Annotated in this window: 22 protein-coding genes; 9 read left to right on the plus strand and 13 right to left on the minus strand. The window is 63.0% G+C overall.

Annotated elements, in window-relative coordinates:
- The first annotated feature begins 19 nt into the window (after window positions 1-19).
- From dbpA to yccS, 3 genes are all read left to right on the plus strand, one after another.
- The gene (gene dbpA, locus PRJ_RS25100) at window positions 20-1,357 is read left to right on the plus strand and encodes an ATP-dependent RNA helicase DbpA (RefSeq protein ID WP_230065385.1); all 1,338 of its coding nucleotides are present in this window, start codon (window positions 20-22) and stop codon (window positions 1,355-1,357) included.
- Window positions 1,358-1,479: 122 nt separating this feature from the next.
- Window positions 1,480-2,661, plus strand: a complete 1,182-nt coding sequence (locus PRJ_RS25105; RefSeq protein WP_020190675.1) for an NAD(P)/FAD-dependent oxidoreductase — start codon at window positions 1,480-1,482, stop codon at window positions 2,659-2,661.
- Between the two features lie 211 nt (window positions 2,662-2,872).
- A complete protein-coding gene (gene yccS, locus PRJ_RS25110) occupies window positions 2,873-5,056 on the plus strand; it encodes a YccS family putative transporter (protein ID WP_104962672.1) in 2,184 nt (727 codons plus the stop codon).
- Window positions 5,057-5,074: 18 nt separating this feature from the next.
- Here the strand turns inward: yccS and PRJ_RS25115 are convergent, their stop codons facing one another.
- Entirely contained in the window at window positions 5,075-5,812 is a 738-nt protein-coding gene (locus PRJ_RS25115; RefSeq protein ID WP_020192742.1) for an ABC transporter substrate-binding protein, read from the minus strand.
- A gap of 153 nt (window positions 5,813-5,965) precedes the next feature.
- Between PRJ_RS25115 and PRJ_RS25120 the strand changes: the two genes are divergently transcribed.
- Window positions 5,966-6,418, plus strand: a complete 453-nt coding sequence (locus tag PRJ_RS25120; RefSeq protein WP_104962673.1) for a GNAT family N-acetyltransferase — start codon at window positions 5,966-5,968, stop codon at window positions 6,416-6,418.
- Between the two features lie 25 nt (window positions 6,419-6,443).
- Here PRJ_RS25120 and PRJ_RS25125 read toward each other — a convergent pair whose 3' ends face one another.
- The 9 genes from PRJ_RS25125 to tkt all read right to left on the minus strand — a co-directional run bounded on the left by PRJ_RS25125 (window position 6,444) and on the right by tkt (window position 15,924).
- Window positions 6,444-6,740 carry a helix-turn-helix domain-containing protein gene (locus PRJ_RS25125; RefSeq protein ID WP_003249396.1) on the minus strand — a complete coding sequence of 99 codons (297 nt, stop codon included), beginning with the start codon at window positions 6,738-6,740 and terminating at the stop codon, window positions 6,444-6,446.
- 12 nt (window positions 6,741-6,752) lie between these two features.
- Complete coding sequence (locus tag PRJ_RS25130) at window positions 6,753-7,253, minus strand: M48 family metallopeptidase (RefSeq protein WP_054889349.1); 501 nt, start codon at window positions 7,251-7,253, stop codon at window positions 6,753-6,755.
- Between the two features lie 39 nt (window positions 7,254-7,292).
- Window positions 7,293-9,422 carry a bifunctional diguanylate cyclase/phosphodiesterase gene (locus tag PRJ_RS25135; protein WP_104962674.1) on the minus strand — a complete coding sequence of 710 codons (2,130 nt, stop codon included), beginning with the start codon at window positions 9,420-9,422 and terminating at the stop codon, window positions 7,293-7,295.
- Between the two features lie 212 nt (window positions 9,423-9,634).
- The gene (fba, locus tag PRJ_RS25140; RefSeq protein ID WP_010955535.1) at window positions 9,635-10,699 is read right to left on the minus strand and encodes a class II fructose-bisphosphate aldolase; all 1,065 of its coding nucleotides are present in this window, start codon (window positions 10,697-10,699) and stop codon (window positions 9,635-9,637) included.
- Between the two features lie 100 nt (window positions 10,700-10,799).
- Complete coding sequence (locus tag PRJ_RS25145; protein WP_003249387.1) at window positions 10,800-11,129, minus strand: MliC family protein; 330 nt, start codon at window positions 11,127-11,129, stop codon at window positions 10,800-10,802.
- 160 nt (window positions 11,130-11,289) lie between these two features.
- Window positions 11,290-11,541 carry a hypothetical protein gene (locus tag PRJ_RS25150; RefSeq protein ID WP_019437228.1) on the minus strand — a complete coding sequence of 84 codons (252 nt, stop codon included), beginning with the start codon at window positions 11,539-11,541 and terminating at the stop codon, window positions 11,290-11,292.
- Entirely contained in the window at window positions 11,541-12,704 is a 1,164-nt protein-coding gene (locus PRJ_RS25155) for a phosphoglycerate kinase (RefSeq protein WP_003249382.1), read from the minus strand. The genes PRJ_RS25150 and PRJ_RS25155 overlap by 1 nt, the downstream gene beginning before the upstream one ends.
- Before the next feature lie 12 nt (window positions 12,705-12,716).
- Window positions 12,717-13,775, minus strand: coding sequence for an erythrose-4-phosphate dehydrogenase (epd, locus tag PRJ_RS25160; protein WP_020193574.1), 1,059 nt, complete (start codon window positions 13,773-13,775; stop codon window positions 12,717-12,719).
- 151 nt (window positions 13,776-13,926) lie between these two features.
- Window positions 13,927-15,924 (minus strand): transketolase, encoded by a 1,998-nt coding sequence (tkt, locus tag PRJ_RS25165; protein ID WP_104962675.1) that lies wholly within the window; start codon window positions 15,922-15,924, stop codon window positions 13,927-13,929.
- 251 nt (window positions 15,925-16,175) lie between these two features.
- Between tkt and PRJ_RS25170 the strand changes: the two genes are divergently transcribed.
- The 4 genes from PRJ_RS25170 (at window position 16,176) to PRJ_RS25185 (ending at window position 20,833) form a co-directional block, all read left to right on the plus strand.
- A complete protein-coding gene (locus PRJ_RS25170) occupies window positions 16,176-17,168 on the plus strand; it encodes a metalloregulator ArsR/SmtB family transcription factor (RefSeq protein WP_003249377.1) in 993 nt (330 codons plus the stop codon).
- Between the two features lie 18 nt (window positions 17,169-17,186).
- Window positions 17,187-18,377, plus strand: coding sequence for a methionine adenosyltransferase (gene metK / locus PRJ_RS25175; protein ID WP_003249375.1), 1,191 nt, complete (start codon window positions 17,187-17,189; stop codon window positions 18,375-18,377).
- A gap of 230 nt (window positions 18,378-18,607) precedes the next feature.
- The gene (gene ligB, locus PRJ_RS25180; RefSeq protein WP_104962676.1) at window positions 18,608-20,308 is read left to right on the plus strand and encodes an NAD-dependent DNA ligase LigB; all 1,701 of its coding nucleotides are present in this window, start codon (window positions 18,608-18,610) and stop codon (window positions 20,306-20,308) included.
- 132 nt (window positions 20,309-20,440) lie between these two features.
- Entirely contained in the window at window positions 20,441-20,833 is a 393-nt protein-coding gene (locus tag PRJ_RS25185; RefSeq protein WP_020191823.1) for a DUF1090 domain-containing protein, read from the plus strand.
- A gap of 74 nt (window positions 20,834-20,907) precedes the next feature.
- Here PRJ_RS25185 and PRJ_RS25190 read toward each other — a convergent pair whose 3' ends face one another.
- Window positions 20,908-21,366 (minus strand): cytochrome c, encoded by a 459-nt coding sequence (locus PRJ_RS25190; RefSeq protein ID WP_064492989.1) that lies wholly within the window; start codon window positions 21,364-21,366, stop codon window positions 20,908-20,910.
- A gap of 119 nt (window positions 21,367-21,485) precedes the next feature.
- Here PRJ_RS25190 and PRJ_RS25195 point away from each other — a divergent pair, with 119 nt between their 5' ends.
- Window positions 21,486-22,637, plus strand: a complete 1,152-nt coding sequence (locus PRJ_RS25195; protein ID WP_020191825.1) for a murein transglycosylase A — start codon at window positions 21,486-21,488, stop codon at window positions 22,635-22,637.
- A 111-nt stretch (window positions 22,638-22,748) separates the two neighbouring features.
- Here PRJ_RS25195 and PRJ_RS25200 read toward each other — a convergent pair whose 3' ends face one another.
- Together PRJ_RS25200 and PRJ_RS25205 are read right to left on the minus strand one after the other, a co-directional pair.
- Window positions 22,749-23,135, minus strand: coding sequence for an MAPEG family protein (locus PRJ_RS25200; protein ID WP_010955544.1), 387 nt, complete (start codon window positions 23,133-23,135; stop codon window positions 22,749-22,751).
- Between the two features lie 28 nt (window positions 23,136-23,163).
- Entirely contained in the window at window positions 23,164-23,997 is an 834-nt protein-coding gene (locus PRJ_RS25205; RefSeq protein WP_020191826.1) for a DMT family transporter, read from the minus strand.
- Window positions 23,998-24,210: the final 213 nt, after the last annotated feature.

Genomic DNA, 24,210 nt, shown 5'->3' on the forward strand with positions numbered 1-24,210 from the left:
CTTGCCGCTGTCCACTGCCATGCTGGCCAACCTGGAGGCCCTCGGCTATGCCTCGATGACGCCGATCCAGGCCCAGAGCCTGCCTGTCATCCTCAAAGGCCAGGACCTGATCGCCCAGGCCAAGACCGGTAGCGGCAAGACTGCCGCCTTCGGCATCGGCCTGCTCAACCCGATCAACCCGCGCTACTTCGGCTGCCAGGCGTTGGTGCTCTGCCCTACCCGCGAACTCGCCGACCAGGTGGCCAAGGAGCTGCGCCGCCTGGCCCGTGCCGAGGACAACATCAAGATCCTGACCCTGTGCGGCGGCGTTTCGCTGGGCCCACAGATCGCTTCGCTGGAGCACGGCGCGCACATCATCGTCGGCACCCCAGGGCGCATCCAGCAGCACCTGGACAAAGGCACCCTGGTCCTGGACGGGTTGAACACCCTGGTGCTGGACGAAGCCGACCGCATGCTCGACATGGGCTTCTTCGACGCCATCGCCAGCATCATCGGCAAGACCCCATCGCGCCGCCAGACCCTGCTGTTCTCGGCCACCTACCCGGCCGGCATCAAGCAACTGGCCGCCGACTTCATGCGCAACCCGCAGCAGGTCAAGGTCGAAAGCCTGCACACCGACAACCAGATCGAGCAGCGTTTCATCGAGATTGACCCGCAGCAACGCCTGGAAGCCGTCACCCGCGTGCTCGGCCACTACCGCCCGCAGTCGTGCGTAGCGTTCTGCTTCACCAAGCAGCAATGCGAAGACGTGGTTGCCCACCTGACCGCCAAGGGCATCGTCGCCCAGGCCCTGCACGGCGACCTGGAGCAGCGCGACCGTGACCAGGTGCTGACCATGTTCGCCAACCGCAGCAGCTCGGTGCTGGTGGCTACCGACGTGGCCGCGCGCGGCCTGGACATCGATGGCCTGGACATGGTCATCAACGTGGAGCTGGCGCGTGATGCCGAAATCCACGTGCACCGCGTGGGCCGTACCGGCCGCGCCGGCGAGAAAGGCGTTGCGGTCAGCCTGGTGGCACCGGCCGAAGGCCACCGCGCCCAGGCCATCGAAGCGCTGCAGAAGAGCCCGCTGCGCTGGGACCAGCTGGACAGCCTGAAAAACAAAGGCGGCGAGCCCCTGCTGCCGGTGATGACCACACTGTGCATTGCCGCTGGCCGCAAGGACAAGCTGCGCCCTGGCGACATCCTGGGGGCCCTGACCGGTGATGCCGGCATCCCGGGCAAGCAAGTGGGCAAGATCGCCATCTTCGACTTCCAGGCGTTTGTGGCCGTGGAGCGGGCGCTGGCCAAGCAGGCCATGCAGCGGCTGAACAGCGGCAAGATCAAGGGTCGCGCCCTGAAAGTCCGCATTATCTAAAGCCAGGCAAAGCCCCCTGTAGGAGCGGGTTTACCCGCGAACGCGGCAGTAAATGCATCGTCGCATTCGCGGGTGAACCCGTTCCCACAGGGTTCAGCATTTCAAATCTGAAGGTTCATACCGTGCACTCCACCGACGTGATCATCCTTGGCGCCGGCGCCGCCGGCCTGATGTGCGCCCAGCTCAGCGCCCGTCGCGGCCGCCGGGTGCTGCTGCTCGACCACGCCAACAAGCCAGGCAAGAAAATCCTCATGTCCGGCGGCGGGCGTTGCAACTTCACCAACCTGTACACCGAGCCGGCCAACTTCCTTTCGCACAACGCGCACTTCTGCAAGTCGGCCCTGGCCCGCTACACCCAGTGGGACTTCATCGAGCTGGTGTGCAAGCACGGCGTGGCGTACCACGAGAAGAAGCTCGGCCAGCTGTTCTGTGACAACAAGGCCAGCGACATCCTCGACATGCTGCTGGCCGAGTGCGACGAGGCCGGTGCCGAGATTCGCATGCACACCAGCATCGAACAGATCGAGAAGACCGAAAGCGGCTACCTGCTGCAGACCAGCGGCGGCCAGTTCGCCTGCCAGTCGCTGGTCATCGCCACCGGCGGCCTGTCGATCCCGACCCTGGGCGCCACCGGTTTCGGCTACCAGGTGGCCCGCCAGTTCGGCCACACCCTGCTGCCAACCCGCGCCGGGCTGGTGCCATTCACCATCACCGAGCCCCAACTCAAGGCGATGTGCACCGAGTTGTCCGGCACCTCGCTGGACTGCACCGCCAGCTGCAATGGCACCAGCTTCCGCGAAAACCTGCTGTTCACGCACCGCGGCCTGAGCGGCCCGGCAATCTTGCAGATCTCATCGTTCTGGGAAGCCGGTGACACGGTCGAGATCAACCTGTTGCCCGACCGCGATGCGCTTTCCTGGCTGCAACAGATGCAGGCCGAACGCGCCAACGCCGAACTGAAGACCGTGCTGGGCGAGGTGTTCACCCGCAAGCTGGCCAACTTGCTGGCCGAGCAGTGGTTCGAGTCGAAGCCAATGAAGCAGTACACCCCGGCGGAACTGGCGCAAATCGCCGAAAAGCTGGCGAACTGGCAAGTTGTACCGGCCGGCACCGAAGGCTACCGTACCGCCGAAGTGACCCTGGGCGGCGTGGATACCCGCGAGGTGTCGTCCAAGACCATGGAATCGCTGAAAAGCCCCGGCTTGTACTTCATCGGCGAAGTGCTGGATGTCACCGGCCACCTGGGCGGTTTCAACTTCCAGTGGGCTTGGGCATCGGCGAACGCCGCCGCGCAGTTCGTGTAGAGTAGAATCCTTTCAGCAGCACGGAACGCTTCTTGCTGGCCCGTGCTTGGCGCCGTTATTGGGGCCGCTGCGCGCCCCTTCGCGGGCGCGCCCGCTCCCACAGGGCCGTGTGTCGTACGTGTGGGAGCGGGCGTGCCCGCGAAGGGGCGCAAAGCGGCCCCAATAACCGGCCCTGAAAGGTATTCTTCTGATCACCGCCTGGCAGGCCATCATGTCATCGAGCTCGTTCCGTCAGTCACTGCGTCGCCTGTGGGGCCAAGACAAGTTCAGCTACAGCATCCGGGTCACCATTGCCCTCACCGGCAGCCTGGCCCTGTGCTGGTACCAGAACGAGATGGCCCTGCTGATTCCGCTGTTCCTCGGCATCATCGCCAGCGCCCTGGCCGAAACCGACGACAGCTGGCAGGGCCGCCTCAGCGCCCTGGCCGTTACCCTGGTGTGCTTCGCCATCGCTGCACTGGCAGTCGAGTTGCTGTTCCCCTACCCCTGGATCTTCGTCATTGCCCTGGCCCTGGCTGCCTTTGGCCTGACCATGCTCGGGGCGTTGGGCGAGCGCTACGGCGCCATCGCTTCGGCCACCTTGATCACTTCGGTCTACACCATGATCGGGGTGGACCAGCGCGGCGGCCAGGTCACCGACTTCTGGCACGAACCGCTGCTGCTGGTGGCAGGTGCGGCCTGGTACGGGTTGTTGTCGGTGCTGTGGCAGGCGCTGTTTTCCAACCAGCCGGTACAGCAGAGCCTGGCCAGACTGTTCTTCGAGCTGGGCAGCTACCTCAAGCTCAAGGCCAGCCTGTTTGAACCGGTCCGCACGCTCGACGTCGAGGCACGGCGCCTGGAACTGGCCCAGCAGAACGGCAAGGTGGTGGCCGCGCTGAATGCAGCCAAGGAAATCATCCTGCACCGGGTGGGCAACAGCCAGCCAAACTCGAAGGTAAGCCGCTACCTCAAGCTGTACTTCCTGGCCCAGGATATCCACGAGCGTGTCAGTGCCTCGCACTACCCCTACAACGCACTGACCGAGGCGTTTTTCCACAGCGACGTCATGTTCCGCTGCCAGCGCCTGTTGCGTAAGCAGGGTTCATCCTGCCAGGAACTGGCCCGCTCGATCCGCCTGCGCCAACCGTTCGTGCTGGCCAGCGGTTATCCAGAAGCCCTCGAGGACCTCAACGCTTCGCTCGAACACCTGCGCATCCAGAGCAACCCGGCCTGGCGCGGCCTGCTGCGGTCGCTGCGGGCGCTGGCTGCCAACCTGGCAACACTGGACCGCCTGCTCAGTGCCGCCAGCAACCCGGATAGCCTGGCCGACGCCAGCGACAGCAGCCTGCTCGACCGCTCGCCACACTCGCTGAAGGACGTGTGGACGCGCCTGCGCACTCAGCTCACACCGACTTCGCTGTTGTTCCGCCATGCCTTGCGCCTGCCGCTGGCGTTGTCGATCGGCTATGGCATGGTGCACCTGATTCACCCGACCCAGGGCTACTGGATCATCCTCACCACGCTGTTCGTCTGCCAGCCCAACTACGGGGCCACGCGGCGCAAGCTGGTGCAGCGAATCTTCGGCACTGCCGTTGGCCTGACCGTGGGCTGGGCCTTGTTCGACCTGTTCCCCAACCCGGTCATCCAGTCGTTGTTCGCCGTGGTTGCCGGGGTGGTGTTCTTCGTCAACCGCACCACCCGCTACACCCTGGCCACTGCGGCGATCACCCTGATGGTGCTGTTCTGCTTCAACCAGATCGGCGATGGCTACGGCCTGTTCCTGCCACGCCTGTTCGATACCCTGGTGGGCAGCCTGATTGCCATCCTAGCGGTGTTCCTGTTCCTGCCCGACTGGCAGGGCCGACGGCTGAACAAGGCGCTGGCCAATACCCTGGCCTGCGCCAGCGTGTACCTGCGCCAGATCATGCAGCAGTATGCCCACGGCAAGCGCGACGACCTGGCCTACCGCCTGGCCCGGCGCAATGCCCACAACGCTGACGCGGCGCTGTCCACCACCTTGGCCAACATGCTGATGGAGCCGGGGCATTTCCGTAAGGAGGCCGACGTTGGCTTTCGCTTCCTGGTGCTGTCGCACACCTTGCTCAGCTACCTCTCGGGGTTAGGCGCGCACCGCGACACGGCGTTGCCGGCGGAGGTGCAGGAGCAGTTGATCGAAGGCGCCGGGCAAAGCCTGGCCAGCAGCCTGGACGAGATTGCCAACGGCCTGGCCGCACGGCTGCCGGTGGCGATTCACAGTGATGCCGAAGAGGCGCTGGCCAATGCCCTGGAGCAGATGCCGGAAGATCTGGATGAGCATCAGCGGTTGGTGCAGACGCAGTTGGCGTTGATATGCCGGCAGCTGGGGCCATTGCGGACCCTGGCGGCACACCTGATCAAGGAAAATGCCCCGGCCTGATCGTTTTATTGCCTGTGCTCAAAAGCCATACTGACGCAGCAGCCGGGCATAGCTGCCATCGGCCTTCATCGCCGCTATCGCCTGCTCGAAGCGCTCGACGATCCGCTTGTGCTCCGGGTGCTTCAGGCTGACCAGGACATGCAGGGTGTTCTCCCCCAGCGGCGGATCCACCAGCATCACCCTGTCACGCACTTCCTGCGGCTCGCGCTGCAGGTTGTAGCGGGCCACGTACTCGTCTTCCACCGCCAGGCTTACCCGCCCTGCCGCCAACATGCGTACCGCAGAAGAAAAGTTGCGCACCGGCACTTTGTTCAGACGCGGATCCCCGTCGAATTCCGGTGAATAGGCGTAATCACGCACTACCGCAATGCTGTAGGCATAAAGGTCAGACAGACGCGTGTAGCTGAACGCCTCGCCCTTACGTTGCAGCAGGCGAATACGATTACTCAGGTAGGCGCTGGAGAATTGCCCGATATTGGCGCGCGAGTCGTTGTACCAGGCATTGATCAGCACGTCGTAGCGCCCTTCACCTACCCCCAGCAACGCCCGCGCCCACGGCACCTCTTCATAGCCGCTGGCGTAGCCGGCACGGGCCAGTGCGGTGGTAACGATGCTGGTCGCAAGGCCGCCGCCCGGCATCTTGGCATCGGTGAACGGTGGCCAGTTGTCAGCCACCAGGCGTAGCTTGTCGTGACCCGGGGCAGGTGTTGCCAGCATCGTTGTCAGCAATCCCAGAACACAAAGCAGTGGCCGCATGCTCACGTCCTTTCGCAATGGAGGGCAACACTGCCAGTGAGATTACACAAAGCGCTTGCCGAGGGCAGCGGCCAATAGTGTCATTTAGCCTCTATTTTGGCCGAAGCACGTGCAGCATGCGATGATCGAGCCTCATCCAAGGAGTTCGTGCCCATGTCAATCGACTGGCTCTGCAAGCACCACACCGATCTCGGCAAGGAGCAGCTCTATGCCATTTTGCAGCTACGCACTGAAGTGCTCGTGGTGGAGCAGCGCCACGCCTACCAGGAAGTCGATGGTCAGGACCTGACTGGCGATACCTTGCACCTCATGGCCTGGCAGGAAGACAAGCTGGTGGCCTACCTGCGCCTGCTGGATCCGCAGTCACAAGGTGGGGATGTGGTGATCGGACGAGTGGTGACATCACCGCAGGCGCGAGGTTTGCAGCTCGACGAAAGCTTGCTGCTCAAGGGGCTGGAAGCGGCGGAGCATTGTTGGCCGGGGGTGCCGGTTTATCTGTCGGCTCCGGCGCATTTACAGGCGTTTTATGCCCGCCATGGGTTTGCGGTGGTGAGCGAGGAGTCTTCGGAGAACGGCATCGCGTCCATTGGAATGCGCAAGGGATGAGCCCACCCTGTGCGGGCTTTGCACATCAGGGGTAACCCAGCACTTCGCGGATCTGCCGCAAGTGACGGATGATCCACTGCTTGTCGATCGCCCCCCAGTCATGAATGCGATAATGCCCGGCGTGGTTGCGTGCGCCTTCCTGCTGTTCGAACTCGCAGACGATGTCCAGGTCGGCCAGCGCGGCGATAGTGTCCTGAGCTGTGCGACGGGGCATGCCGGTGGCCTCCATCAGGGCGGGCACGCTGGTCGCGGTCTGGCTATCGATCAGCCAGGCCACGTACAGGCGGCGGTAGAAGCTGCTCTTGGTCTTGCTCACTTCCATGCTGCATGTTCCTTAGAGGTTGCCCGGCAGCTCCCGGTAGGTCAGGTAGACGCGCAGGTCGAATTCCAGTTGATGATAGTCCGGCTCCATGTGCTGGCAGAGCTGGTAGAACGCCTTGTTGTGATCTCGCTCGCGCAGGTGCGCCAACTCGTGCACAACAATCATGCGCAAGAACTGTGGCGCGGCCTCCTTGAACAGCGAGGCAATGCGGATTTCCTTCTTCGCCTTGAGCTTGCCGCCCTGCACCCGCGACACCGCCGTGTTCAAGCCCAGGGCCCGATGCGTCAGATCGAGGCGGCTGTCGAACAGCACCTTGTCCAGGTTTGGCGCACTTCGCAGGTACTGTTGGCGCAGATCCTGGGCATAGCCATACAGCGCCTTGTCGTTTTGCACGTCATGGCGGTCAGGGTAACGGCGCTGCAGGTATTCACCCAGGCGGTCGCTGTCGATCATCTGCCGCACCTGCTCCTGCAGGTGCGGGGGGTAGGCTTGCAAGTAACGTAGTACGGTCATGGCGCTGTATTCGGCGTAACGAATGCCGATTCTAGCCAATCACGGCCCTGGCCAGGAGAAAATTGCCGGGAAGCCGCTAGCGTCAGTCGCGGTCATCGGATAAGCCACCAGGAAACCCTGAACGTATTCGCAGCCATTGGCCTTGAGCCAGGCTGCCTGCGCCGGGGTCTCCACCCCCTCGGCGATCACCGTGATACGGTAGTCGGCGCACAGGCCGATCACGCTGCGAACCAACGCAGCATCTACCGCCGAATCGGGCAGACGTGCCACCAGATGACGGTCGAGCTTGAGTGTGTCGATAGGCAGGTCGCGCAGCATGCGCAACGAACAGTCACCCGCACCGAAGTCATCCAGGGCCACCCTCACGCCCAGCTCACGCAAGCGGTGTATCTGTTTGACGGCCGCGTCGATGTTATACATCAGCGACGTTTCCGCCACTTCCACCTCCAACTGAGTCGGGACAAGCTGGTAAAGCTGGATGACCCGTCGCAGTTCTTCGACCAGGCCAGGCATGACGAACTGCGCGCGGCTCAGGCTGATGCCGAGCACAAGGTCCGGCGGAAACCGGTCGTACCAGGCCTGCCGCTGGGCGGCCCCCTGGCGGTAGATCCAGCTGGCCAGGCGGTTGATCAGACGCGCTTCTTCCAGCAACGGGATGAACAGCCCCGGCGGCACATCGCCAACGCTGGGGTGCTGCCAGCGCAGCAAGGCCTCGAAACCACGCAGGCGACCATCGTGGAAGGCGACCTGTGGCTGGTACACCAAGGTAAAGTCCTGCTGCTCGATGGCCGTGCGCACGCTGTCCTCGAGCATCAATCGCGAGCGCGCCCGTCCGTTGAGTTCCTGGTCGTAGAAGCGGTATTGCTGACGCCCCGCTTGCTTGGCGGCGTACATCGCAGCATCGGCCGAACGCAGCAGGCCTTCGACATTGGCGCCACAGTCCGGGTAGGTGGCAATGCCGATGCTGACCCCAAGGCACACATCGAGCCCGTCTACCTCATGGCTGATGGAAACACGTTCGAGCAACCGTTCGGCAAAACGCCCGGCCTGCTCCGGGTAGGGCAAGCTGTCAAACAGTGCAGTGAACTCATCACCGCCCATACGCGCCAGCAAGGCCTCACTGCCCAGGCAGTCCTTGAGCTGCTCGGCCACCCAGCGCAACACCCGGTCGCCCGCGTCGTGGCCGAGCGAGTCGTTGATGCGCTTGAAGCCATCCAGGTCCATGTACATCAGCGCCTGCGCCTTGTCAGAGCGCTCGTTGCGCAACAGTGCACCTTCAGCCGCCTGGTAGAAACCACGGCGGTTGAGCAGGCCGGTGAGCGGGTCAGTAATGGCCTGGTATTCCAGCTGCTGGTGCAAGTTACGCACTGCCGACATGTCCAGCACGGTCACCACCATGGCCTGTTGATCGGCCGGCAACGGCGCACAGGACAGCGCCACCGGCACAAGCTCACCGCCTTGGGTACGCAGTTGGGCATCGTGTACGCGGTAGATCTGCCGCCCCTGGTAGGCCTTGTAGAAGTCCGACTCGCGCCACAGGCTGGTACTGGTCAGTTGCACAACGTCGAGCAATGGAGTGCCCTGCAGTTGTTGCACCGGTGCCGCCAGCAAACGGGAAATGGCCGGATTGGCAAAACTGATGATGCCATGGGCATCAACCACCAGAATGCCTTCGGCGGCATTCTCCAGGATGGACGCATTGAATGCCCTGGCCGCCTCCAGTTCGCGACTGAGCTGCTGCAGCATGCGCCGGTTGCGCTGCTGGTCGAGCAGCGCCTGGACTTTGGGCTTGAGTATTTGCGGGTCGAACGGTTTGAACATGTAGTCCACGGCGCCGCTGGCGTAGCCTTTGAGCACGGCCGCGTCGGACTGTTCGTTGGCGGTGAGGAAAATGATCGGGGTCAGTCGGGTACGCTGATTGCCGCGCATCAGCCGGGCGACTTCAAAGCCGTCCATTTCCGGCATCTGTACATCCATCAACACCAGGTCGACTTCGTACTCAAGCAACGCGCTCAAGGCTTCTATCCCAGAGCTTGCCGTCAATACTTGCCAATCCTGCCGGGCCAGCAAGGCCCGCATGCTGATGAGGTTCTCGGGGTAGTCGTCTACCACCAGAAGAACTGAGCTGCCATCCAGTGGCTGCTGCTGTTGAGGGTGAGCGCCATCCATGCTGCTTCTCTGTTATGTGACCGACTTCAAAATACGGTTGGATCCATTAGTACTCTAGACCTGAGGCTGCAACACGCAATGCAATCAGAACGCTATCAATGGTCAAACTGTACGGTAGCCGACTAACGGTCGGTCTGCCGGAATTATGTACAGGTTTCCATCACCCATAAAAAAACCCGCATCGCTGCGGGTTTTTCAGGGTTACCTGTCGATCAGTTGACCTTGGCGGCCAGTTCACCTTTCAGGTAGCGCTGGTACATACCTTCCAGAGAGATCGGCTTGATCTTCGAGGCATTGCCGGCGGTGCCGAAGGCTTCGTAACGCGCGATGCACACGTCGCGCATGGCCTTGATGGTTTCACCGAAGAACTTGCGCGGGTCGAACTCGCTCGGGTTCTGCGCCATCAGGCGGCGCATGGCACCGGTAGAGGCCAGACGCAGGTCGGTATCGATGTTGACCTTGCGCACGCCGTGCTTGATGCCTTCAACGATTTCTTCGACCGGTACACCGTAGGTTTCTTTGATGTCGCCGCCGTACTGGTTGATGATCGCCAGCCACTCTTGCGGTACCGAGGACGAACCGTGCATCACCAGGTGGGTGTTGGGGATGCGCTTGTGGATTTCCTTGATGCGATCGATGGCCAGCACGTCACCGGTTGGTGGCTTGGTGAACTTGTAGGCACCGTGGCTGGTACCAATGGCGATCGCCAGGGCGTCGACCTGGGTCTTCTTGACGAAGTCGGCGGCTTCTTCCGGGTCGGTCAGCATCTGGCTGTGATCCAGCACGCCTTCGGCGCCGATCCCGTCTTCTTCACCGGCCATGCCGGTTTCCAGCGAACCCAGGCAGCCCAGCTCGCCTTCAACCGAAACGCCGCAGGCGTGAGCCATGGCAACGGTCTGCTGGGTAACGCGGACGTTGTACTCGTAGTCGGTCGGGGTCTTGCCGTCTTCACCCAGCGAGCCGTCCATCATGACCGAGCTGAAGCCCAGCTGGATCGAGCGCTGGCAGACGTCAGGGCTGGTACCGTGGTCCTGGTGCATGCACACCGGAATGTGCGGGAACTCTTCGATGGCAGCCAGGATCAGGTGGCGCAGGAAAGGCGCACCAGCGTATTTGCGGGCACCGGCCGAAGCCTGGACGATCACGGGGGAGTCGGTCTTGTCGGCCGCTTCCATGATGGCGCGCATCTGCTCGAGGTTGTTGACGTTGAAAGCTGGTACGCCGTAGCCGAACTCGGCGGCGTGGTCCAGCATCTGGCGCATGCTAATGAGTGCCATTGTGTATCTCTCTCCCGACAAGCGTCGTTTGTTTCGTGCAAGCCTGCCGCAGGGGCGGTTGCTGTTCAAGTAGTGTGGGCCACCCTCGCGGCCCGGCCAGTCACGGTGCCTTGCAGCCCCGCCCAATCAGATCGTTGGTTGCCACCCAGTACACCAGGCCTTCTTCGCCCTTGGTGTGGAAGGCCAGCATGCCATCGCTGTACAGCGCACCCGAGGCACCCGGTTCAGCCTTGAGCCGATAGACCTGGTCGCCGCCGCCAAGGCGCACGTCAACCTGGTCACGTTGCGCATCGGCGAAGCGCCAAAGCACCTCAGCCTGGGTGTCGCAGACCCAACGGGTCCAGTTGTCTGCCGGGGCCGGTTGCGTCGGCTGCAGCAGTGAGCATCCTGCCAGTGTCGCCAGGGCCGTCACGGCCAAAAGCGCTTTCATTCAGTTTCCTCGATTTGGGGCTGCTGTGCAGCCCTTCGCGGGCTCGCCCGCTCCCACAGGTACAGTACGGTCTCTGTGGGAGCGGGCGAGCCCGCGAAGGGCCGCACAGCGGCCCCTTCTTCAAGACCACAAATCAACGTTCAGGTTGCCTATTACCCGATCAAGGGCAACCCGGCGCCTTGCGCTGGTGGTCTTCGTCGTACTTTTCCAGGCCTTCCGGGCCCACGCGCTTGCCGATGACCGGCACAGTCTCGGCCTGCCATTCGGACTGGTAGCAACCGCCCTTGTGCGACTGCGCCGGGTCGGTATCCGAGGCCGGGCTGCCCGCGCAAGCGCTCAGCAGACCAGCCAGCATCATCACAGGCAATTGTTTGACCACCAGGCCACTCCCTTTGCCAAGCGCCGACGTCATCAGGCCTTGGCCCGCTCTTCCAGGATTGCCACAGCTGGCAGGACCTTGCCCTCGACGAACTCGAGGAAGGCGCCACCACCGGTAGAAATGTAGGAGATTTCCTTGCTGACGCCATATTTGTCGATGGCTGCCAGGGTGTCACCGCCACCGGCGATGGAAAACGCGGCGCTGTCGGCGATGGCCTTGGCCAGTACCTTGGTGCCGTTACCGAACTGATCGAATTCGAACACGCCAACCGGGCCGTTCCACAGAATGGTTTTCGACGATTTCAGCAGCTCGGCGAAGTTGGCCGCGGTTTGCGGGCCGATGTCCAGGATCATGTCGTCGGCAGCTACGTCGGCGATGGCCTTGACGGTGGCTTCGGCGGTCTCGGCGAACTCCTTGGCAACCACCACGTCGACTGGCAGCGGTACGCTGACCTTGGCGGCAATGGCCTTGGCGGTGTCCACCAGGTCAGGCTCGTACAGCGACTTGCCCACCGGGTGGCCAGCAGCGGCCAGGAAGGTGTTGGCAATACCGCCACCGACGATCAGCTGGTCGCAAACACTGCTCAGGCTGTTCAGCACGTCCAGTTTGGTGGAAACCTTGGAGCCGGCAACGATGGCCGCCATTGGCTTGGCCGGGGCTTTCAGGGCCTTGCCCAGGGCATCCAGTTCGGCTGCCAGCAGTGGGCCGGCAGCGGCCACCTTGGCGAACTTGGCGACGCCATGGGTCGAGCCTTCGGCGCGGTGTGCGGTGCCGAAAGCGTCCATGACGAATACGTCGCACAGGGCTGCGTACTTCTGCGCCAGCTCGTCGGCGTTCTTTTTCTCGCCTTTGTTGAAGCGCACGTTCTCGAACAGCACCAGTTCACCGGCCTGTACCGCGACACCGTCCAGGTAGTCGGCAACCAGCGGCACGTCGCGGCCCAGGGCCTTGCTCAGGTAATCGGCGACCGGCTTGAGGCTGTTCTCGGCAGAGAATTCGCCTTCGGTCGGGCGGCCCAGGTGCGAGCAGACCATTACCGCTGCGCCCTTCTCCAGGGCCAGCTTGATGGTCGGCAGCGCTGCCAGGATACGCGCGTCGCTGGCTACCACACCGTCCTTCACAGGCACGTTGAGGTCTTCGCGGATCAGTACGCGCTTACCTTGCAGGTCGAGGTCGGTCATCTTCAACACGGTCATGAATGCAGTCCTTCAGGGCTGTTTGTTGCGGGTTGGGTGAACGACGTGCAGAAAGTGTTCGGCAACGTCGAGCATACGGTTGGCAAAACCCCATTCGTTGTCGAACCAGGCCAGCAGGTTTACCAGGCGAGGCCCGGAAACACGCGTCTGGCTGGCATCGACGATCGCCGAATGCGGGTCATGGTTGAAATCACAGCTGGCGTGCGGCAGCTCGGTGTAGGCCAGCAAGCCTTTAAGCGGGCCTTCCAGCGCGGCCTCGCGCAGCACTCGGTTGACTTCGGCCGCACTGGTGTCGCGGGCGGTCTGCAGGGTGATGTCCAGGCACGAGACGTTGACGGTCGGTACACGTACCGCTTTGGCCTGGATTCGCCCGGCAAGTTCCGGAAGCAGGCGCTCGATGCCACGCGCCAGGCCAGTGGACACGGGGATCACCGACTGGAAGGCCGAACGCGTGCGGCGCAGGTCTTCGTGATGATAGGCATCGATCACCGGCTGGTCGTTCATCGCCGAGTGGATGGTGGTGATCTGCACGTATTCGATGCCGAACGCCTGGTCCAGCACACGCAGCAGCGGCACGCCGCAGTTGGTGGTGCACGAGGCGTTGGACACCAGGCGCTCGCTGCCGGTTAGGCAGGCCTGGTTGATGCCGTAGACCACCGTGGCGTCAACGTCAGCCTCGCTGGCCATGGGCTGCGAGAACAGCACCCTTGGCGCACCGGCTTCGAGGAAACGCTGGCCATCGGCACGGGTGTTATAGGCACCGGAACACTCCAGAACCAGGTCGATGCCCAGCGCAGCCCAGTCGATGCCTTCGGGGGTGGCACTGCGCATTACCTTCACGCAGTCGCCATTGATGTGCAGACAGTCGCCGTCGACCTTGACCTCGCCGGGAAAACGCCCGTGGGTGGAGTCGAAGCGTGTCAGGTATTCGAGGCTGGCCTGATCGGCCAGATCGTTCAGCGCAACGATCTCGAAACCGGCCTTTGCCCCCCGCTCGAACAGCGCGCGCAGGACACAGCGGCCGATACGGCCATAACCGTTGAGTGCAACTTTGTAGGGACGGTGGGGCATTCGGGGCTCACGAGACAGTTCAATTGTCGTCAGCCTGCGGAATTTGCGGTGTGGCATTCGCGGGCAAGCCCGCTCCCACAGGGTTTCATGCAACCTCTGTGGGAGCGGGCTTGCCCGCGAATGAAGGCGACACCGCCCGCAGATCTTTAAATCAGTCTTCCAGCAGCTCTTCGGCAGTACCGAGGATGTTCTCCAGGGTGAAGCCAAACTCTTCGAACAATGCCGAAGCCGGCGCCGACTCACCGTAGGTGGTCATGCCGATGATACGACCTTCCAGGCCGACGTACTTGTACCAGAAGTCGGCGTGGGCAGCTTCGATGGCGATGCGCGCACCGACTTCCAGCGGCAGCACGGACTGCTTGTAGGCAGCGTCCTGGGCATCGAACACGCTGGTGCACGGCATGGAAACCACGCGCACCTTGCGGCCTTGCTCGGTCAGCTTGTCGAAGGCCTGAACAGCCAGGCCCACTTCGGAACCGGTGGCGATCAGAATCAGTTCAGGCTCGCCGGAGCAGTCCTTGAGCACATAGCCACCGCGGCTGATGTCGGCGATCTGCTGGGCATCGCGGTCCTGGTGCTGCAGGTTCTGGCGCGAGAAGATCAGCGCCGATGGGCCGTCCTTGCGCTCCAGGGCGTTTTTCCAGGACACGGCGGATTCCACCGCGTCGGCCGGGCGCCAGGTGTCCAGGTTCGGGGTGCTGCGCAGGCTGGTCAGCTGCTCGATCGGCTGGTGCGTCGGGCCGTCTTCGCCCAGACCGATGGAGTCGTGGGTGTACACGTGGATCACGCGCTGCTTCATCAGGGCCGACATGCGCACGGCGTTGCGGGCGTATTCCATGAACATCAGGAAGGTCGCGCCGTAAGGCACCAGGCCACCGTGCAGGGCAACGCCGTTCATGATGGCGGTCATGCCGAACTCGCGCACGCCGTAGAACACGTAGTTGCCGCTGGCGTCATTGGCTTCGACGCCCTTGCAACCTTTCCACAGGGTCAGGTTGGAGCCGGCCAGGTCAGCCGAGCCGCCGAGGAACTCCGGCAGCAGCGGGCCGAAGGCGTTCAGGGCGTTCTGGCTGGCCTTGCGGCTGGCGATGGTTTCGCCTTTGGCAGCCACTTCGTTGATGTAGGCCTGGGCCTTTTCGCTGAAGTCGGCCGGCAGCTCGCCGCTGGCACGGCGCTTGAACTCGGCAGCCAGCTCCGGGTAGGCCTTGGCGTAGGCCTCGAAGCGCTGGTTCCACTCGGCTTCGGCCTTGGCGCCAGCGGCCTTGGCATCCCACTCGGCATAAATGTCGGCAGGGATTTCGAACGGGCCGTGGTTCCAGTTCAGTTCTTTACGGGCCAAGGCGATTTCGTCGTTGCCCAGCGGTGCACCGTGGCAATCTTCCTTGCCCTGCTTGTTCGGCGAGCCAAAACCAATGATGGTCTTGCAGCAGATCAGGGTCGGGCGATCGCTCTTGCGGGCGGTCTCGATGGCCATCTTGATTTCTTCGGCGTCATGGCCGTCGACGTTGCGGATCACCTGCCAGTTGTAGGCTTCGAAGCGCGCCGGGGTGTTGTCGGTGAACCAGCCGTGCACTTCGCCGTCGATGGAGATGCCATTGTCATCGTAGAAGGCGATCAGCTTGTTCAGGCCCAGGGTGCCGGCCAGCGAGGCGACTTCATGGGAGATGCCTTCCATCATGCAGCCGTCGCCGAGGAACACATAGGTGTTGTGGTCGACGATATTGTGGCCGTCACGGTTGAACTGGGCAGCCAGCACTTTTTCGGCCAGGGCGAAGCCCACGGCGTTGGCGATACCTTGGCCGAGCGGGCCGGTGGTGGTTTCCACACCTGGGGTGTAGCCGTATTCCGGGTGGCCCGGGGTGCGGCTGTGCAGTTGGCGGAAGCCTTTGATGTCATCGATGGTGACGTCGTAGCCGGTCAGGTGCAGCAGCGAGTAGATCAGCATCGAACCGTGGCCGTTGGACAGCACGAAGCGGTCACGGTCGGCGAAGCTCGGGTTGCTCGGGTTGTGCTTCAGGTAGTCGCGCCAAAGCACTTCGGCGATATCCGCCATGCCCATGGGGGCACCTGGGTGGCCGCTGTTGGCCTTTTGCACGGCATCCATGCTGAGGGCACGAATGGCGTTGGCACGTTCACGACGGCTGGGCATCGCTGATCTCCTAGGGGGCTTGAATAGGTGGTGTCACGAAAAAGGCGGCCATTTTCGCCCACTGGGGGCGCTTGGGGCAAACATTTAAGCGCCAGGCGCCAGCTTTAAGCCGCAACTGAAGAAGCAGAGCGCGACTCGGGGTGCCCCAAAGCGTGTAACTTGAGGCTTTCGGCTTGCAGCTCATCGCCAATATCAAAACTTTTTGATATTGGCCTTGCTAGGGCATCGATGCCTGTCTAGACTGCCGCCCCATGAATCTGCGTGCGCAATCGATCCCCGAGCAACGCGAAACATTGGCAGCCCTGTGCAAAGCCAGTGGCGATGCGCTGCGCCTGAACGTATTGCGCGCCTTGGCCAATGACTCGTTCGGCGTGCTGGAGCTGGCGCAGATCTTCGACATCGGCCAGTCGGGCATGAGCCATCACCTCAAGGTGCTGGCTCAGGCCGACCTCGTGGCAACCCGCCGCGAAGGCAACGCCATCTTCTACCGCCGTGCCCTGCCCGATGGCCTGCGCCTGGGTGGCCGGCTGCACGCGGCGCTGCTCGAAGAAGTCGACGACCTGGCCCTGCCGCCCGATGTGCAGGCGCGCATAGCCCATGTCCAGCAGCGCCGGGCGGCCACCAGCCAGGACTTCTTCCTGCGCGTGGAAGAGAAGTTCCGTGCCCAGCAGGACCTGATCGCCGGCCTTCCGCAGTACCGCGACAGCCTGCTGGCGCTGCTCGACAAACTGCATTTCGACCCGGCCGCCAGCGCGCTGGAAGTCGGCCCCGGCGACGGTGGCTTCCTGCCCGACCTGGCCCGGCGCTTCGCCCAGGTCACCGCCCTGGACAACAGCCCTACCATGCTCGAGCTTGCGCGCCAGGTGTGCCAGCGCGAAGGGCTCGACAACGTGAACCTGCAGTTGGCCGATGCACTGGGTGCAACGGATGTGGCCGCCGACTGCGTTGTGCTGAACATGGTGCTGCACCATTTCAGCGACCCGGCCCTGGCCTTGCGCCAGCTGGCCAAACGGGTGAAGGCAGGCGGCAGCCTGCTGGTCACCGAACTGTGCAGCCATGACCAGGGGTGGGCGCGCGAAGCCTGCGGCGACCTCTGGCTGGGCTTCGAACAGGACGACCTGGCGCGCTGGGCCAACGCTGCCGGGCTGGCCCATGCGGACAGCCTGTACGTGGGCTTGCGTAACGGTTTCCAGATCCAGGTCCGCCATTTTCAGCGGACGGCTGGCGACATACACCATCGGTAAATTTCAGGAACCTTCGAGATGAGCGAATACTCCCTTTTCACCTCCGAGTCCGTGTCCGAAGGGCATCCGGACAAGATCGCCGACCAGATTTCGGACGCAGTCCTTGATGCCATCATCGCTCAGGACAAATACGCCCGCGTAGCCTGCGAAACCCTGGTCAAGACCGGTGTCGCCATCATCGCCGGCGAAGTCACCACTTCGGCCTGGGTCGACCTGGAAGACCTGGTGCGCAAAGTCATCATCGACATCGGCTACAACAGCTCCGACGTCGGCTTCGACGGCGCCACCTGCGCCGTGATGAACATCATCGGCAAACAGTCGGTAGACATCGCCCAGGGCGTGGACCGCTCCAAGCCGGAAGACCAGGGCGCCGGTGACCAAGGCCTGATGTTCGGCTATGCCAGCAACGAAACCGAAGTCCTGATGCCTGCACCGATCTGCTTCTCGCACCGTCTGGTAGAACGCCAGGCCGAGGCGCGCAAGTCCGGCCTGCTGCCATGGCTGCGCCCGGATGCCAAGTCGCAGGTCACCTGCCGCTACGAGAACGGCAAAGTGGTCGGTATCGACGCCGTGGTGCTGTCGACCCAGCACAATCCGGAGGTTTCGCAGAAAGACTTGCAAGAAGCCGTGATGGAGCTGATCGTCAAGCACACCCTGCCGGCCGAACTGCTGCACAAAGGCACCCAGTACCACATCAACCCGACCGGCAACTTCATCATCGGTGGCCCGGTGGGTGACTGCGGCCTGACCGGCCGCAAGATCATCGTCGACTCCTACGGCGGCATGGCCCGCCACGGGGGTGGCGCGTTCTCCGGCAAGGATCCGTCTAAGGTCGACCGCTCCGCCGCCTACGCCGGCCGCTACGTGGCCAAGAACATCGTCGCCGCCGGTTTGGCCGAGCGTTGCGAGATCCAGGTGTCGTACGCCATTGGCGTGGCCCAGCCGACCTCCATCTCGATCAACACCTTCGGTACCGGCAAGGTCTCCGACGACAAGATCATCCAGCTGGTGCGTGAGTGCTTCGACCTGCGTCCATACGCCATCACCACCATGCTCGACCTGCTGCACCCGATGTATCAGGAAACCGCTGCCTACGGCCACTTCGGCCGCACCCCGCAGCAGAAGACTGTCGGCGACGACACCTTCACCACCTTCACCTGGGAGCGCACCGACCGCGCCCAGTCGCTGCGTGACGCTGCCGGCCTGTAAGAGCTTCCTGCAGCGCCAGACGAAAGCCCCTGCCGAGCGATCGGCAGGGGCTTTTTTGTGCCTGTCACGGCATGTCCATCGCCCGTGAGATCGAGCGCCGCGCTCGTTTTTTGCTCCGCCTCGGGATTGGAGACGAACACCAGCGAAATATCACCTGACAACTGCACGCACCGCCCGCCCCGCCACCCGCCTACGCTAAGCGCTTCCCCGCCATGCAAGGATGCCAGGCCATGCCGTACCTGTTGTTGTTCGCCCTGCTATTTGTGCTGAACACCCCATTGGCCAGGGCTGCCTCATGCCCACACTGGAACCCGCAACAGGCCAAGGCCGAAGTTGCGCAACTGCGCGCCACGCTTGCCCGATGGGACGAGCACTACCATCGGCAGGGCATAGCCCTGGTGGCCGACGAACTGTACGACCAGAGCCGCGAGCGCCTGAACCACCTGCAGCAGTGCTTCGCGGTTGGCACCAGCCCCTCCCCCCTGGCCAGCGCTCGCGGCCCGGTCCCCCACCCCGTGCCGCATACCGGCGTCGACAAGCTGGCAGACCGCCAGGCCGTGGCGCGATGGATGGCCGGCAAGACCGGCGTGTGGGTACAGCCCAAGGTCGACGGCGTAGCCGTTTCCCTCACTTACCAACAGGGCCGATTGGTACAGCTGACCAGCCGGGGGGACGGTGTACACGGCCATGACTGGAGCCGACACATCCCACAGCTCGGCGCTGTCACACGGCAGTTGCCCGAGGCGGTCGACCTGCACTTGCAAGGTGAGCTGTATCTGCGCCTGGACGAACATGTGCAAGCCAAGGCAGGCAGCGCCAACGCCCGGGGTACCGTGGCAGGGCTGCTCGCACGCAAGCAACTGACTGGCGCACAAGGCAACGCTATCGGCCTGTTCGTGTGGGGCTGGCCGCACGGCCCCGAGCAACAGGCCGAACGCCTCGCCCAGCTGGCACGACTGGGTTTTCCGGACAGCCAGCTTTACAGCATCGCCATCGACACGCTGGAGGATGCAGCACACTGGCGCGAGCACTGGTATCGCTCTGCTCTGCCCTTCGCCACCGACGGTGTGATCCTGCGCCAGGGCAGTCGGCCACCTGCCGAGCGCTGGCAGGCCAAGGCGCCATACTGGATCGCGGCCTGGAAGTACCCCTATGCACAAGCCTTGGCCGAAGTACGCGACGTGCGCTTTCGGGTCGGCCGCACTGGCAGGGTCACGCCCGTTCTTCACCTGCAACCCGTTACCCTCGATGACCGGCGCATTAGCCAAGTCAGCCTTGGGTCGCTGGCGCGCTGGCAACGCCTGGATATTCGCCCTGGCGATCAGGTGGCCATCAGCCTTGCCGGGCTGACCATTCCGCGGCTCGAACACGTCGTGCACCGCGCTGTAGAGCGCCAACCGATAACCGCACCAGCACCCGACCAGCATCATGCCCACAGCTGCTGGCAAGCCAGCGAGGGCTGTGATGAGCAGTTCATTGCCCGACTCACCTGGCTTGGCGGTAAACAGGGCCTGGCCTTGCCACGCACCGGGCCGGGCACATGGCGTCGGCTGGTCGAAGCTGGCTTGGTAACGTCCATGACCGACTGGCTGCAGCTCGATGCCGAGCGCCTGCAGCAGGCCCCCGGTATCAGCAGGCTCACTGCGGCACACCTGATGGGCAGTTTCGACGAAGCCCGCTCACGCCCATTCGATCAGTGGCTGCGCGCCCTTGGCGTGCCCATTGGCAAGCATTTGCCACTGACTGGCGACTGGCAGGCGCTGGCTTCACGCAGTGCCGGGCAATGGCAAACCGTGCCCGGCATCGGCGCAAAACGCTCGCGCCAACTTGTGGAATTTTTCGCGGCATCCGAGGTGCAAGCCATTGCCGCACAGTTGGCCGAAGCCGGCATAGAAGGTTTCCGGACCCCACCCCAGCGCATTGAGCAATGATTTTTTACCAAATAGTGCGTAGGAAAAACCCGAGACTCCGGCAGAAAACCTCACCAAGGGTTTCTAAATGGGCAAAACCAAGGCAGGATTTCCCCCAACTTTTGCTGCCCCGCCCCGTTAGGGAGGCTTTTCATGAAACGTATTTCGACTCTTTTCCTGCTCGCAACACTGGGCCTGGCCGCGGGCACTGCTCAGGCTGCCCAGCCGGATGCCGGCCTGACCGGTTGCGCCGCCAAGCGCAGCGCCATCGAAAACCAGCTGAAAATTGCCCGTGACCACGGCAACAGCGACCAGGTTGCAGGGCTGGAGGAAGCCCTGCGCGGTGTGGACAACTGCACCGACGCCAGCCTGCGCAAGGAACGTGAGCAGAAGGTGCTCGATGCGCGTCACGAAGTGGCGCAGCGGGAAAAGGACTTGAAGAAGGCAGAGAAGAAAGGCGACGCCGAGAAGATCAACAAACGCAAGGACAAGCTGGCCGAGTCGCGTAAAGAGCTGCAGGAAGCGGTCGACGCTCTCGACCGCTAAGGCATCTGGCCGGCAAGCCTGGTCTTTGTGGAATTTGTACACGCCTCGAAGGTTTGCGCAAACAGCACAGCCATTCAATGATTACGAAATTCGCTATGACAGGCCTTGCACGCAGCCTCGACCTTGTCCATCGGTGCCTTCAATTGCGCAGCATCCAGTGGCTGGTTGCGGGTGACATCGACCAGTTCGCCGGTGACGCCCTCAAGCTGCCGGGCCAGGTCATGGAACCGCGCCTGGCGCTCCCACACTTCGGCACGGGCGGCGCTGTCACCACCATCGCGCACCTGTGGAAAATGCTGCCACGGCTGATGCGACAGGCTGTCCAGCTTCAGCGCGCCGTCGGCAAACTTCACCCCGTCGAACGGCAACCGGCCACGCAGCATGCCGCCGAGGTCCTCGCTGGTCTTGAGCATGTCCTTGAAGATCACCTTGCGTTTGCCCAGCGGCGAGTTCGGGTCAACCCGGTCACAACCCGTCAGAGCCCCTCCCAGGGCAAGTGCTGCCAGCAGAACAACGGTCAATCGCTTAAACATCACGCTCACTTCGGCCTACGCAAATGGGCGGCCAGTATCGCTGCCCCTGGGCCAAACACCAATAGCCACATAAAAGACAGGGGCGAACCTTCATGTTCGCTCATGACAGGAATGCACACATGAAATCTGCCCTGCGCCACCTGGCCTGGACACTGCCGGTGCTGGCTTTGCTGGCCGGCTGCAACGGCGGCGAGAGCGCCAAGCCCGAGCCCCACGCTGTCGCCACCTATGCCCCGGCCACTTGGAAAGACTTGCCGGCCGTCAGCGATGAAGACCTGCTGGCAGGCTTTTATGCATGGCGCAACGGCTGCGAAAAACTCAAGCGCGACCCGGTGTGGGCCGCCACCTGCGAAGCGGCCGGCAGCGCCACAGCCAGCGCCGCCCAAGTGCGAACCTTCCTTGAACAGAACCTGCAGGTGTACGGCCTGCGCTCTGCAGAGAACAATGCCAACGGCCTGATTACCGGCTACTACGAGCCGGTCTACCCAGGCAGCCTGAGCCAATCGGCAACCAACCATGTGGCGGTCTACGGCATCCCTGATGACATGATCGTGGTCGACCTGGCCAGCGTGTACCCCGAACTGAAGGGCAAACGCCTGCGCGGCCGCCTGGAGGGTCGGGTGCTCAAGCCCTACGACACGGCCGAAGTCATCAACCGTAACGGCGTCAAGGCACCGGTGCTGGCCTGGCTGACCGACCCGATGGACCTGCAATTCCTGCAGATCCAGGGTTCTGGCCGGGTGCAACTGGAGGACGGCCGTCAACTGCGCCTGGGCTACGCCGACCAGAACGGCCACCCCTATCGGCCGATCGGCCGCTGGCTGGTGGAGCAAGGTCAGCTGAAAAAAGAAGAAGTGAGCATGGGCGCCATTCATGCCTGGGCCCAGGCCAACCCGCAGCGCGTACCAGAGCTGCTGGCCAGCAACCCCAGCTACGTATTCTTCAGCACCCGCCCGGACAGCAACGAAGGCCCGCGCGGCTCGCTGAACGTACCGCTTACCGCCGGCTACAGCGTGGCCATCGACCGCAAGGTGATTCCCCTGGGCAGCTTGTTGTGGCTGTCTACCACACGCCCGGACGGCACGCCGGTGGTACGACCGGTTGGCGCGCAGGACACCGGCGGGGCGATTACCGGCGAAGTGCGTGCCGACCTGTTCTGGGGCACCGGGCCGGAAGCCGGCGAACTGGCCGGGAACATGAAACAGCAGGGGCAGATCTGGATGCTCTGGCCTAAAGGCCAGCCGCTACCTGAGGTACCTAAGGTACCTTGATCGGCGATGGATTCTTCGCGGGCTTGCCCGCTCCCACAGGTACACCACAGCCCTTGAATACTGTGGTGTACCTGTGGGAGCGGGCAAGCCCGCGAAGAAGACCACTCGGTTTCAGATGGAAACCACGAAGAACGACACGATCAGTGCCAGGCTGGCAAACCACACCAGCGACCGCAAGGCAGCCCAGTCGGCCAGGTAGCAGATGATGTAAAGCAAGCGGCTGGTGATATACATCACCCCCAGCACATCCTGGGTCACCTGCTCTGCATTGCCCACGATATCCGCCACAAGCACCGCCGCAGCAAATGCCGGAAACGCTTCGTAGCCATTCTGCTGCGCTGCATGGGCACGCCGCGGCAGGCCCGACAAGGTATCGAGGAAGGCTCGCGGATCGTGATTGTCCTTGAGGCCGAAGCGGCCACTGCTCGCCTTGGCGATCAAGGCACAAAGCGGGTTCAACAGCAGCGCAATCAGGATGCACCACAGGGCAACAGTCATGGACAGGACTCCTTGTTCAGTCTTCAGTTCAAAGCTTCATTACCAGCATGCCGGCCAACACCAGCCCGCAAGCTAGGAGTCTCGGCCCGCCAAAAGGTTCTTTGAGGTAGCGCATACCCAGCAGCACCACCAGGATCACGCTCAACTCCCGCAGTGCCGCCGCTTCGGCCACTGACCCCAGGTGCATGGCCCACAGCACCAGGGCATAGCTGAACAATACGCAGAACCCTACCGCCAACCCAAGGCGCCATTGGGTTCGCCAGAACAGTACGAATGGCGCCCGCCGCGCTACGCCCGCCAACAACGGGAATTGCCAGGCGCTGAGCAGGGTCAGCCAGACCAGGTAATCCCACGGCTTGCCCCACAGGCGCACGGCCTGGCCGTCGAACCAGGTGTAGCAACCAATGCACAGGCCAATCAAGGCAACTACCGGCAGCATCGACCATGGCAGCCGGTCACCCCCGCCGCCCTGCCACAACAGGCAGGCCATGCCACAGGGGATCAACAGGATACCGATGATCTGCTGCTGGCTCAGCGATTCCCCAGCAAAGGCCAGGGTCAGCCCCAGCACCACCAGCGGTGACAGCCCGCGCATCAGAGGATAGACCAGCCCCAGGTCGCCCACGCGGTAGGCCTTGATCAGCAGATAGCGGTACAACTGCTCAGCCAGTGCCGAGGCTACCAACCAGGGCCAGATTTCAGCAGGCGGAACATCGACGAAGGGCACCGCCAGCACCGCGAAGGCCAGCGCTACCGTGTCCATGCTGGCAATTACCAGCAAGCGCTCGCCACTGAATTTGATCAAGGTATTCCAGGTTGCATGCAGCAGGGCGGCAACCAGCACCAGAGATGTTGCCAACACGCCTTCTTATCCTTATGGCTTTTCATGGCTGTGAATATATAGCGTTCAGGGGGGCTTTGTGGGAGCGGGCATGCCCGCGAAGAATGCAACTCGGTGTATGGCACCGGCTTTGCCGGTGTTCGCGGGCACGCCCGCTCCCACAGGGTAACCAGTGCAGACTGTCACGGGAACGATTTGGACTAATTCGGTCAAACCCTGTGCCCCGAACCCCGT

The sequence above is a fragment of the Pseudomonas sp. XWY-1 genome, from assembly GCF_002953115.1.
GTDB classification, from domain to species: Bacteria; Pseudomonadota; Gammaproteobacteria; order Pseudomonadales; family Pseudomonadaceae; genus Aquipseudomonas; species Aquipseudomonas alloputida.

Coding starts and splice junctions, on each gene's coding strand:
- dbpA (WP_230065385.1), top strand. CDS start 20: ATGCTGGCCAACCTGGAGGCCCTCGGCTATGCCTCGATGACGCCGATC.
- yccS (WP_104962672.1), top strand. CDS start 2,873: ATGTCATCGAGCTCGTTCCGTCAGTCACTGCGTCGCCTGTGGGGCCAA.
- PRJ_RS25115 (WP_020192742.1), bottom strand. CDS start 5,812: ATGCGGCCACTGCTTTGTGTTCTGGGATTGCTGACAACGATGCTGGCA.
- PRJ_RS25120 (WP_104962673.1), top strand. CDS start 5,966: ATGTCAATCGACTGGCTCTGCAAGCACCACACCGATCTCGGCAAGGAG.
- PRJ_RS25125 (WP_003249396.1), bottom strand. CDS start 6,740: ATGGAAGTGAGCAAGACCAAGAGCAGCTTCTACCGCCGCCTGTACGTG.
- PRJ_RS25130 (WP_054889349.1), bottom strand. CDS start 7,253: ATGACCGTACTACGTTACTTGCAAGCCTACCCCCCGCACCTGCAGGAG.
- PRJ_RS25135 (WP_104962674.1), bottom strand. CDS start 9,422: ATGGATGGCGCTCACCCTCAACAGCAGCAGCCACTGGATGGCAGCTCA.
- fba (WP_010955535.1), bottom strand. CDS start 10,699: ATGGCACTCATTAGCATGCGCCAGATGCTGGACCACGCCGCCGAGTTC.
- PRJ_RS25145 (WP_003249387.1), bottom strand. CDS start 11,129: ATGAAAGCGCTTTTGGCCGTGACGGCCCTGGCGACACTGGCAGGATGC.
- PRJ_RS25150 (WP_019437228.1), bottom strand. CDS start 11,541: ATGACGTCGGCGCTTGGCAAAGGGAGTGGCCTGGTGGTCAAACAATTG.
- PRJ_RS25155 (WP_003249382.1), bottom strand. CDS start 12,704: ATGACCGTGTTGAAGATGACCGACCTCGACCTGCAAGGTAAGCGCGTA.
- epd (WP_020193574.1), bottom strand. CDS start 13,775: ATGCCCCACCGTCCCTACAAAGTTGCACTCAACGGTTATGGCCGTATC.
- tkt (WP_104962675.1), bottom strand. CDS start 15,924: ATGCCCAGCCGTCGTGAACGTGCCAACGCCATTCGTGCCCTCAGCATG.
- PRJ_RS25170 (WP_003249377.1), top strand. CDS start 16,176: ATGAATCTGCGTGCGCAATCGATCCCCGAGCAACGCGAAACATTGGCA.
- metK (WP_003249375.1), top strand. CDS start 17,187: ATGAGCGAATACTCCCTTTTCACCTCCGAGTCCGTGTCCGAAGGGCAT.
- ligB (WP_104962676.1), top strand. CDS start 18,608: ATGCCGTACCTGTTGTTGTTCGCCCTGCTATTTGTGCTGAACACCCCA.
- PRJ_RS25185 (WP_020191823.1), top strand. CDS start 20,441: ATGAAACGTATTTCGACTCTTTTCCTGCTCGCAACACTGGGCCTGGCC.
- PRJ_RS25190 (WP_064492989.1), bottom strand. CDS start 21,366: ATGTTTAAGCGATTGACCGTTGTTCTGCTGGCAGCACTTGCCCTGGGA.
- PRJ_RS25195 (WP_020191825.1), top strand. CDS start 21,486: ATGAAATCTGCCCTGCGCCACCTGGCCTGGACACTGCCGGTGCTGGCT.
- PRJ_RS25200 (WP_010955544.1), bottom strand. CDS start 23,135: ATGACTGTTGCCCTGTGGTGCATCCTGATTGCGCTGCTGTTGAACCCG.